Below are 9,393 nucleotides of genomic sequence, written 5' to 3' on the forward strand. Positions count from 1 at the left end.
CAAAGCGGCCAATTGGTGGCGGCCGGGGCGTCCCCCCACGGCGAGTTCGCTTTCACTCAGGCGGCCGGCCTCGTCGAAATTGGCCCCGCCCGCCGGCAGCGGCAGAGGGCTGTCGCTGCAGCGGTTTGCCTAAGGCTGGATACCGCTTTTGCCGGAAAGCGGGCCCCCATACCGCCAGACGGCGGCAGCCAGAACGGCAGTCACCACAGCCGCCCCTGGCCAGAAAAGGGGATTGTGGGCGCCGCCCGCCAGAATCAAAAGTCCGCCCAGGGTGGCCAGCAGGGGGATGAGTATCCCGCTGACCCAGCCTCCCGCCTTCCCCTGGAAAAACAGCCGGATGAGGAGAAAGTAGACCGCCATGTAAAACAGGTAGCTAAAGGCCACCGTACACTCGGACAGGTCGGCATTGGGGAGCCAGCCGCCGCGCTGGCTCCAGTAGTGCAGCCCCAGCCAGAGCGCCGAGGTGGCGAGGGAGAGGATGGCCGAGGGTACAGGGATGTCCAGCCGGGCGTTTACCCGCCCGAGGGTGGTGGAGCCGGGCAACATCCCCCGCAGGGCCAGGGCGTGGGGCATGCGGATGCTTCCCATCACCAGGCCGTTGACCGTCCCCATCACCGAGATGAGGACAAAGACCAGCACCGCCTTGGCCCCCCAGGGCCCCAGCAGATCGCCGGCCATCACGTCGATGTGGGCGTCCCCCAGGGCCATCACCTGCTCCGGCCCCAGATAACAGGAGACCCCCACAAAGTAGAGCAGGTAGATTGCCAGCACCAAAAGGGGGGCGGCGATGAGGGCGATGCGGAGATTTTTCTTGGCGTCACGCACCTCGTGGGCGATGGAGGTGGCCACGATCCACCCGTCAAAGGAGAAGGCGATGGGGGCCAGGGCAGCCGTCCATCCCAGGGCGGCAAAGGCGCTGCTGGTCTGGGGCGGGACAATGGAGGTGGGGTCGCCGAAAAGCATCCCCACTGCGGCGAAGAGAAGGAGGGGGACCAGCTTGACCACCGAGGAGAGGCGCTGAAAGGCGCCCCCGAACTTGGGGGAGAGGGTGTTGTAAAGGTAGCAGAGCAGGAGAAAGCCACCGCCCACCAGCACCTGTGTGCCCAGGGACCAGTCCTGCCCGAAGAGAAGGGACAGATAGACCCCCACCACCGAGGAGACCACCGAGATGAGAGAGGGGTAGTAAAAAAAGGTTTGAAACCAGCCGGCCGCACAGGCCAGGCGGTGGTTGCCGAAGGTCTGGGCGTAAGCCACCAGCCCGCCGGGCGAGTCGGTGAGGGAGGCCAGCTGGGCAAAGGCCAAGCCGCCGAAGACGATGGCGATGGCCGCCACTGCAAAGGCCAGGACCCCCAGGGCGATGTTGCCTCCGGTGAGGGTGAGGATGTCGTCGGCCTTGAAGTAGATCCCCGAGCCGATGACGATCCCGACGATCATGGTAAAGGCGGTGAATAGGCCGTATTTTGGTTTGAGTTCCACGCAGTTACCTCCTTCTCCCCCTTTTGCGCGCGGCTGAAAGGGGGCTTTGTGACCAGAGTATGGTCGATTGGTTCGCCCTTTAGCCGTCTGTCGCTGCCCGCCGGGCAGAAAAAAGCGGGCCGCCCAAAAGGGGCAGTCCGCAGTCGCGCCGGAAAAGGGAAAAAAGTTTGAAAAGCGTTTTCAATTGCGGGTAAAAATGGTAGTATACTAATGGACAAGGGCGACGGCGCCAACCGGGGTGCTGCCTACTTTTTGCCCCTGCCACCGCTGTTTTTGCCCAGCTCCGCCTCCACATTGCTGATGAGGTTTTGCAGGGAGGAATAGTAGAGCGGGTAGTTCTCGGTCATGGACTGGGTGGTCAGGGCGAAGGCGTCTCGGTTTTCGATGGGGGTGAGCCCCTCCAGATCCTGTCCCGCCGACAGGCAGTCGATATTGGCCTCGTTCTGGCTCATGGCGCTGCCGCAGAGGTGGGACACCCGAACCTTGGAGATGCTGAACATGGTGTCCTGATTTTTGGGGTTGATGCCGCAGAGTTTGCGAAAGGACTTGTAAACGGCGGTCATCAGGTAGCCCGACACCTCCCTTGTCAGCGAGTCGTTGCGCCCTTTGGAGAGCATGTCAAAGACGATGTGCAGGGAATTGGTGATGAGTTTTTTGTTGAGCACCGGCATGATGCTGCCGGCAAAGGCGTTCTGGCGGCCGCCGTCCCCGTCGGGCAGATCGTCCACCGAGAGGGTGAGCCCGGCGCGGTCGGGCGAGCGGCCCAACAGGTAGTCGCAGGAGACGCCGTAGTAATCGGCCACCTTCACCACAAACTCCAGCCCGCACTCCCGTATGCCCTTTTCGTAGTGGGAGAGGAGGGCCTGGGAAATTCCCAGGCTGGCAGCCACCTGCTTTTGGCTGACCCCCTTCTCCTTCCTCAAAAGAGTCAGGATCCTATGAAAATCGGCATTCATCGTCAAAACTCCCCGCATTTTTACATAGTGTAAATTATAAAGCAAGCAAAACCTTTTGTAAAGGCAAATTTGAGCGATTTGGGCGGAGGGATTTTTCTTTCTCCGCATTGCAATAATAAGGAATGGTGTTTTTATGAAAACTTACAAGGTCCACCTGATCCGCCACGGGCTCACCCAGGGTAACCTGGACGGTCGGTACGTGGGGGCGCGCACCGACCTGCCCCTCTGCCCCGAGGGGGTGGCCCGGCTGCGCCGGCTGCAGGAGGAGTACGACTACCCGGCGGCGGACAAGCTCTATGTGGCCCCCCACCTGCGCTGCCGGCAGACCGCCCACCTGCTCTACCCCGATGTGGCCCGGCAGGAAGTCATGGAGGAGCTGGGGGAACTGGACTTCGGGCGATTTGAGGGCAAAACCCTGGAAGAGCTCAAGGGCGACCCCGACTTTGAAAAGTTCGCCGCCGGGTCGCCGGACGCCCTCATCCCCGACGGGGAGGAGATCGAGGAGTTTGCCGCCCGCTGTACCCTGGGCATCCGCACCGTCATCGAGGACATGATGAAGGGCGGCGTGGAATCGGCGGCAGTGGTGGTGCCCGGCGGGGTGATCATGGGGCTTCTGGCCGCCTTTGGCTACCCCCGCAAGCGGCAGCTGGAGTGGCACTGCGACGACGGCTGTGGCTACACCCTGCTGGTGACCCCCCAGCTGTGGCAGGCCGCCCAGGCCTTTGAGGTCATCGGCATCATGCCCCACGGGGCGCAGACGCCGACCCCTTTCAGCGGGCGGTAAGAGGGGAGATTCGTCCGGGCCTGCGGGCCCCATTGAGAGAAAGGCGGTCGCATGATGGCAGAAGAGAGAAGAGAGCAGTTGGGCCTGGTGCACATCTACACGGGGGACGGCAAGGGGAAGACCACCGCCTCGGTGGGGCTGTGTGTGCGGGCGCTGGGTGCGGGGGAGACAGTCTACTTCACCCAGTTTTTAAAGGGGGGAGACTCGGCCGAACTGGAGAGCCTGCGCCGCCTGGGGGCTCGGGTCCATTCGCCCCGCACCAGCGGCAAGTTCTACTTTGCCATGGATGAAGGGGAGCGGACGGCCTGTCGGGCCCAGCAACAGGAGCTGCTTGCCCGGGCAGCCGCCGCGGCTGCCGGCGGCGCCTACCGGCTGGTGGTCTGCGACGAGATCATGGCCGCGCTCTCTCTGGGCCTGGTAGAGGAGGGGCAGGTGCTGGCCCTCCTGGCGGGCCGGGCCTCCGGGGTCGAGGTGGTGCTCACCGGGCGAGACGCCCCGCCCGCCCTGGTGGAGCAGAGCGACTACTGCACCGAGATGTGCTGCCGCAAGCACCCCTTTGAGAGGGGCGTCCCCGCCCGCAAGGGGATTGAGTTTTGACGCTGATGGGAAAGGAGGGAATGAGTGAGTTGAGACAGAGCATCAAGCGGGACTCGAAGAAAATTCTCCGCCACCAGATCGGCAAGGCCATGGCTATCCTTTTTATGGTGGTGTCGGTGCTGATGTTTTTCACCCTGGTGGAGCGCATCTGCGTGCAAACCCTCAATATCTGGGGACTCTCCGACCTCTTCGCCCTGGAAGAGGTCCCCTTTGACGCCCCGATGGTGGTTCTCAGCGCCTCGGTCATCCTCGCCATCTGGCTGTTGCGAGGGCTGGTGTTGGCCCCCCTCTACCTGGGGCAGCACCGCTGGTACTGGGGTGTGGCTCTGGACCCCGACGCCCCGATGTGGGACGTCTTCCACTACTTTGGCGGCCTGCGCCGGATGGGGCGGAGCATCTGGTACGCTCTCAATCTGATCGCCCGCAGCGCCTTTTACAGCATCTGCATGCTGGCCCCCTCGGCGGGGCTGCTGTGGGCTGGCTACTACTTCTACATCTCCACCGACAGCACCCTCTTCACCGCCTTGGGGGCGGTGGTCATCATCCTCTCCCTGCTGCTGCTGGCCCTGACGGTGCCGCTGCTGGTCTACTTTTTGACCCGGTATTTTCTGGCCAAGTACATTGTCATCTCCCGCTCCGACATCCCGGTGCGAAAGGCCTTTCGCATCTCGGTGAAGGAGATGGCCAGCCGCCGGGGGGAGCTGTTTTTCCTCTACCTCTCCTTTCTGCCCTGGGCGTTCCTCTCCCTGCTGGTGATTCCCATCCTCTACTTTTTCCCCCACCTCTCCACAAGTACCGCCCTCTACGCCCACTGTTGGCTGCGGGAGGTGGACTTCACCGCCTACGGCTGCCCGGCGCAGCGGGCCACAGGGGGAGAGGGCCGCGATTGAGGCAGCGCCGTTTGCCCCGATAGAGAAAAAGGACCGCACCGGGTCGCCAGACCGGTGCGGTTCTTTTCTTGCCGGGTCGCCCGGTCGGCAGCCGGCTTTTTAGGCCGCAAAAAAGGCGGCGCCGAGGCGCCGCCCTTTTTGCCGCGTGAGGAAACGCGAAAGTGCAAACGTGTATGAAATAAAGAGGGCGGGCAAAGGGAAAGAAGCCTATTTCTTCAGCTTCTCGATGCAGTCGCTGCAGACCAGGCGGTCCATGTAGTTGACCAGGTCCTTGTCGGAACCGCAGAAGACGCAGCTGTCTTTGACCTTGCGCAGGCTGATGACATCGTCCTCCACGAAAATCTCAATGTTGGTCCCCTTGGTCATGTCCAGGCTGCGGCGCAGTTCAATGGGGATAACGATGCGGCCGAGTTCATCCATCTCACGAATAATGCCAGTAGATTTCATTGCTACTTCTCTCCTTCTTGTCGATACAAAACTGCAAAAATACGGGAACTGAGATTATTATAGTCAAAGGGGGTCGATTTGTCAATTTTTTCAAGTAAATAAATGGGAGAAAGGAATACAATTTACACTCTTGACATATTTATCCTCGAGAGAGGGGCGGATTTTTGTGATGACGTATATATGGGTGGGGATGCTGGTTCTGTCGGTGATCTGTGGGGCGCTCACCGGGCGGATGGAGGGGGTTTCGGCCGCCGCTATGGGGGAGTGTATCAAGGCGGTGGAACTGTCCATCACCCTGCTGGGCTCCCTCTGCCTCTGGGGTGGGGTGATGAAGATCGCCGAAAAGTCGGGGCTCACCGAAAAAGTCTCCGGCTGGTTTTATCCCCTGGTGGGCAGGCTCTTTAAAGGGGTGGGGCGGGACTCCCCCGCCTTTGCCGCCATCTCCATGAACCTGATGGCCAATCTCCTGGGGCTGGGAAATGCCGCCACCCCCCTGGGCCTTACCGCCATGCGGGAACTGGACCGGCAAAATAGCGGAGGGGAAAGCGCCTCTGACGACATGATTACCTTTGTGGTGCTCAACACCGCCTCCCTGCAACTCATCCCCACCACCGCCGCCACCCTGCGGCTCAGGGCGGGAAGCCAAAACCCCATGGAGATCATCACCTGCGTCTGGCTCTGCTCGGTCCTTGCCCTGTCGGCGGGACTGCTGGTCAACCGCGCCCTGCGGGGCGCCACCTGCGGGGCCGGGGCGGCGACCCGCAGACCAGTCAAGGGGGGAAGCCGGCTGTGACTGCTTACGTGGTGCCTCTGCTCCTCTGCGCCTTTGCCCTCTACGGCATCTCGCAAAAGGTGCCGGTCTTTGACGCCTTTATGGAGGGGGCGGGGGAGAACGCCAAGGTGATTTTGCGGGTGCTTCCCTCCCTGGTGGGACTGATGACCGCCGTGGGGATGTTCAAGGCATCCGGGGCGCTGGAGCTCTTGCAGACGGGGGTGGCGCCGGTGGCGTCGCTGCTGCAGATCCCACGGGAGATCATTCCCCTGGCCCTTCTGCGCCCCATCTCGGGCAGTGGGGCCCTAGTCATCTTTCAGGATGTGCTCCAGTCCTTCGGGCCGGACAGCTATATCGGCCGGGTGGCCAGCGTGCTCATGGGCTCCACCGAGACCACCTTTTACACTCTGGCGGTCTACTACGGGGTGACCCATGTCAAAAAGACCCGCCACACCCTGCCCTCGGCCCTCTCGGCCGACCTGGTGGGCTTTGTCTGCAGTGCCCTGCTTGTGCGCCTTTTCTTCGGCGCGACGGGGTGGGGGTAATGGCAGGAGGAGGGAAAAGGGTGAAGGAAGGAGGGGCGCAGGCCCGCTGTGTGCGGCGCCTGCGCCCCCTTTAGGACGTTTTCCCCGTGGGCGGAGGGGATCTCAACCGGGCCGCCCCTCTGTCAGCTCCTCCATCGAGACCTGCAACAGCTGGGCAATCTGCGCCAACTCCACGTCGGTCACAAAACGGCGCCCGTTTTCGATCCGCTGGATGGCGTTTTTGTCCAAGTCCAGGCCGAGGACCTGTAGGCGCTCGGCCAACAGTCGCTGGGATACCCGAGGCCGCATCTGCTTGCGCAAACGGGCGATCTGTTTGCCGCAGAGGTTGTTGCGGCCATCCGGAGCTTTGTTTTTGTACATGGTCGTATCACCTTCTCGCTCGCCTTACACAGGCGTTTTTTCAAGCCAGTTTTATTATAGATTTGCCCGGGAGAGAGGGTGACATTCGCCTAATGTCAGGATCGCGCGGCCATGGAAAGAGGAGGGTAAAAAAAGAGAGGGCGGGAGAAGCCACTGCTTCTCCCGCCCTCTCGGGCGCATGGAATGCACGGTTATACAGGCGGTTACAGGCCGATGAAACCCACCTTTTTGTAGACCTTTCGCAGCATCTTGGCGGTGGCGCGACAGGCCTTTTCCGCCCCCTCGAGGTAGCATTTTTCCAGGTATTCCCGGTCCTTTGACAGCCGGGTGAAGGCCTCGCGGATGGGGGCCAGTTCGTTGCTGACCGTCTCGCCCACCGCCATCTTGAATGTGCCGTAGCCCTTGCCGTCAAACTCCCGCTCGATCTCGTCAAAGCCCTTGCCGGTGATGGCGGAGTAGATGGACATCAGATTGTTGATGCCGGCCTTCCCCTCCCGGCGGCAGATCACCCCTTCGGAGTCGGTGACCGCCTTTTTGAATTTGCGGAGGATGACGTCCGGCTCGTCGAGGATGGAGATGAAGCCGTTGGGGTTGGGGTCGGATTTGCTCATCTTCTTCTCCGGCTCGGTGAGGGACATGATCTTGGCCGCCGTCTGGGGGATGTAGGGCTCGGGCACCACAAAGGTCTCGCCGAAGCGGCCGTTGAAGCGGTTGGCGATCCCCCGGGCCAGTTCCAGGTGCTGCTTTTGATCCTGCCCCACCGGCACCAGGTCGGTGCCGTAGGCGAGGATGTCGGCGGCCATCAGCACCGGGTAGGTAAAGAGCCCGGCGTTGATGTCGTCGGGGTGTTTCTGGCTCTTCTCTTTAAACTGGGTCATCCGCCCCAGGTCGCCGAACTGGGTGAAGCAGGAGAGGACCCAGGCCAGCTGGCTGTGGGCGGGGTTGTGGCTCTGGATGAAGAGCAGGCTCTTCTGGGGATCGATGCCGCAGGCGATGAGCAGGGCGTAGCAGTCCAGTGTTTGGCGGCGCAGCTTGGCCGGGTCCTGTTTGACGGTGATGGCGTGCAGGTCCACCACCGAGTAGGTGCAGTCGTACTCGTCTTGCAGGGGACCCCAGTTCTTCACCGCCCCCAGATAGTTGCCCAGGGTGAATACCCCGGTGGGCTGGATGCCGCTGAAGATGACTTTTTTGCGGGGGGGCGTATTCTGTTCCATACATGTTCCTCTTTTCTATGCCAAACGCAATTTATGCAAATGTTCTTATCATTTCTGCCATGATCTGCACCCCTTTGAGGATCTCCTCGTCGCTGGGGGTGGAGTAGTTGACCCGGAAGGAGTGACAGGGCTGGCTCTCGTCGGTGTAAAAGGCATTGCCCGGCACCAGGGCCAGCCCTGCCTTGACACACCGCTCGCAGAAATCCAGCATGTCGATCCCGTCGGGGAGGGTGCACCACAGGAATAGGCCGCCCTGGGGCTTGCGGTAGGTGATCTTGCCGCCCAGGTAGCGGTCAATGGCCTCGCACATGGTCTGGGCCTTTTTGCGGTAGGTGGCCTGCAGGCCGGCGATGTGCTCGCCCACGTCCCAGCGGGTGAGAAACTCGTTGCAGATGATCTGCGCCAGGGAGTTGGAGTGGACATCGGTGGTCTGCTTGGCCACCGCCAGCTTGGAGGCCAGTTCGTCCCGGGCCACCACAAAGCCCACCCGCAGGGCGGGGGCCAGAATTTTAGAAAAGCTGCCCAGATAGATGACCCGGTCGCCCCCCCGGTCAAGGGACTTGATGGTGGGCACCGGCTCCCCGTCGATGCGCAGGTCGCCGTAGGGATTGTCCTCCAAAATCAGCAGATCGTGGGCCCGGGCGAAATCGAGGATGGCCCGGCGCTTTTGCAGCGAAGTGACCACCCCGCTGGGGTTTTGGAAGGTGGGGATGACGTAGAGGAAGCGGGGGTTGTGAGCCCCCTCCCAGGCGGCCTGTAAGCTGGCGAGGGAGAGACCGTCCTCCTCCAGTTCCACCGGGGCCAACTGCGCCCCGTAGGAGCGGAAGGTGTTGAGCGCGCCGATGAAGGTGGGCTTCTCCACCAGCACTGTGTCCCCCTCGTCGCACAGGCATTTGGTCACCAGGTCGATGCCCTGCTGGGCGCCGGAGGTGATGAGCAGGGTGTTTTCGGAAAAGTCGATGCCGTAGTCCTGAGCCAGCCATCGCTCCAGGGTGGTGCGCAGGGCGGGATAGCCCTCGCTGAGGGAGTACTGCAGGGCGGCAGTGGGGTCTTTTTGCAGGATGTCGGCGGTGATGGCGGCGATCTTCTCCACCGGGAAGGTCTCGGACGCGGGGTTGCCGGCGGCAAAGGAGATGACGTTGGGGTCGGACGAGTACTTGAGGATCTCCCGAATCACCGAGGGCTTGAGGGTCGACATCTTGTGCGAGATGGGGTAGGACATGGCGGTTCCTCCTTTTCACGGTCCCAGCCGGGCCTCGGTGGGGCGGGCCGGGGGATGGGCGCGGCTGAAAATACGCGGGCGCGCAGCGCAGAGTGGTATAGGCCATGGGGCAGGGAGCAAAGGGTGTTTG

At 62.2% G+C, this 9,393-nt stretch carries 11 protein-coding genes; 5 read left to right on the forward strand and 6 right to left on the reverse strand.

Annotated elements, in window-relative coordinates:
• Window positions 1-129: 129 nt before the first annotated feature.
• Both HJY11_RS12820 and HJY11_RS12825 read right to left on the reverse strand, forming a co-directional pair.
• Entirely contained in the window at window positions 130-1,476 is a 1,347-nt protein-coding gene (locus HJY11_RS12820) for an APC family permease (RefSeq protein WP_368041602.1), read from the reverse strand.
• Window positions 1,477-1,721: 245 nt separating this feature from the next.
• Complete coding sequence (locus HJY11_RS12825; RefSeq protein WP_368041603.1) at window positions 1,722-2,399, reverse strand: helix-turn-helix domain-containing protein; 678 nt, start codon at window positions 2,397-2,399, stop codon at window positions 1,722-1,724.
• A 166-nt stretch (window positions 2,400-2,565) separates the two neighbouring features.
• Between HJY11_RS12825 and HJY11_RS12830 the strand changes: the two genes are divergently transcribed.
• The 3 genes from HJY11_RS12830 to HJY11_RS12840 are packed head-to-tail and all read left to right on the forward strand — an operon-like array spanning window position 2,566 to window position 4,703.
• Complete coding sequence (locus HJY11_RS12830) at window positions 2,566-3,216, forward strand: histidine phosphatase family protein (RefSeq protein ID WP_208076348.1); 651 nt, start codon at window positions 2,566-2,568, stop codon at window positions 3,214-3,216.
• A gap of 54 nt (window positions 3,217-3,270) precedes the next feature.
• Window positions 3,271-3,813, forward strand: a complete 543-nt coding sequence (locus tag HJY11_RS12835) for a cob(I)yrinic acid a,c-diamide adenosyltransferase (protein ID WP_208076349.1) — start codon at window positions 3,271-3,273, stop codon at window positions 3,811-3,813.
• Between the two features lie 20 nt (window positions 3,814-3,833).
• Complete coding sequence (locus tag HJY11_RS12840; protein WP_208076350.1) at window positions 3,834-4,703, forward strand: DUF975 family protein; 870 nt, start codon at window positions 3,834-3,836, stop codon at window positions 4,701-4,703.
• A gap of 207 nt (window positions 4,704-4,910) precedes the next feature.
• Here the strand turns inward: HJY11_RS12840 and HJY11_RS12845 are convergent, their stop codons facing one another.
• A complete protein-coding gene (locus HJY11_RS12845; RefSeq protein WP_021660535.1) occupies window positions 4,911-5,150 on the reverse strand; it encodes an AbrB/MazE/SpoVT family DNA-binding domain-containing protein in 240 nt (79 codons plus the stop codon).
• A gap of 169 nt (window positions 5,151-5,319) precedes the next feature.
• Here HJY11_RS12845 and HJY11_RS12850 point away from each other — a divergent pair, with 169 nt between their 5' ends.
• Entirely contained in the window at window positions 5,320-5,943 is a 624-nt protein-coding gene (locus HJY11_RS12850) for a nucleoside recognition domain-containing protein (protein WP_208076356.1), read from the forward strand.
• Window positions 5,940-6,467 carry a spore maturation protein gene (locus HJY11_RS12855; RefSeq protein WP_208076351.1) on the forward strand — a complete coding sequence of 176 codons (528 nt, stop codon included), beginning with the start codon at window positions 5,940-5,942 and terminating at the stop codon, window positions 6,465-6,467. The genes HJY11_RS12850 and HJY11_RS12855 overlap by 4 nt, the downstream gene beginning before the upstream one ends.
• Before the next feature lie 102 nt (window positions 6,468-6,569).
• Here the strand turns inward: HJY11_RS12855 and HJY11_RS12860 are convergent, their stop codons facing one another.
• From HJY11_RS12860 to HJY11_RS12870, 3 genes are all read right to left on the reverse strand, one after another.
• Window positions 6,570-6,827: a helix-turn-helix domain-containing protein gene (locus HJY11_RS12860; RefSeq protein WP_208076352.1), complete on the reverse strand. Its 258-nt coding sequence runs from the start codon at window positions 6,825-6,827 to the stop codon at window positions 6,570-6,572.
• 203 nt (window positions 6,828-7,030) lie between these two features.
• Window positions 7,031-8,041 (reverse strand): tryptophan--tRNA ligase, encoded by a 1,011-nt coding sequence (trpS, locus tag HJY11_RS12865; RefSeq protein ID WP_208076353.1) that lies wholly within the window; start codon window positions 8,039-8,041, stop codon window positions 7,031-7,033.
• Window positions 8,042-8,072: 31 nt separating this feature from the next.
• Window positions 8,073-9,263 carry a PLP-dependent aminotransferase family protein gene (locus tag HJY11_RS12870; protein ID WP_208076354.1) on the reverse strand — a complete coding sequence of 397 codons (1,191 nt, stop codon included), beginning with the start codon at window positions 9,261-9,263 and terminating at the stop codon, window positions 8,073-8,075.
• Between the last annotated feature and the right edge of the window lie 130 nt (window positions 9,264-9,393).

It is taken from the genome of Bittarella massiliensis (ex Durand et al. 2017), from assembly GCF_017566145.1.
GTDB lineage: Bacteria > Bacillota > Clostridia > Oscillospirales > Ruminococcaceae > Bittarella > Bittarella massiliensis_A.

What these genes read in the sequence shown, in the direction of transcription:
- HJY11_RS12860 (WP_208076352.1), bottom strand. Translation starts at nt 6,827, where the DNA reads ATGTACAAAAACAAAGCTCCGGATGGCCGCAACAACCTCTGCGGCAAA.
- HJY11_RS12840 (WP_208076350.1), top strand. Translation starts at nt 3,834, where the DNA reads ATGAGTGAGTTGAGACAGAGCATCAAGCGGGACTCGAAGAAAATTCTC.
- trpS (WP_208076353.1), bottom strand. Translation starts at nt 8,041, where the DNA reads ATGGAACAGAATACGCCCCCCCGCAAAAAAGTCATCTTCAGCGGCATC.
- HJY11_RS12850 (WP_208076356.1), top strand. Translation starts at nt 5,320, where the DNA reads ATGACGTATATATGGGTGGGGATGCTGGTTCTGTCGGTGATCTGTGGG.
- HJY11_RS12835 (WP_208076349.1), top strand. Translation starts at nt 3,271, where the DNA reads ATGGCAGAAGAGAGAAGAGAGCAGTTGGGCCTGGTGCACATCTACACG.
- HJY11_RS12870 (WP_208076354.1), bottom strand. Translation starts at nt 9,263, where the DNA reads ATGTCCTACCCCATCTCGCACAAGATGTCGACCCTCAAGCCCTCGGTG.
- HJY11_RS12845 (WP_021660535.1), bottom strand. Translation starts at nt 5,150, where the DNA reads ATGAAATCTACTGGCATTATTCGTGAGATGGATGAACTCGGCCGCATC.
- HJY11_RS12830 (WP_208076348.1), top strand. Translation starts at nt 2,566, where the DNA reads ATGAAAACTTACAAGGTCCACCTGATCCGCCACGGGCTCACCCAGGGT.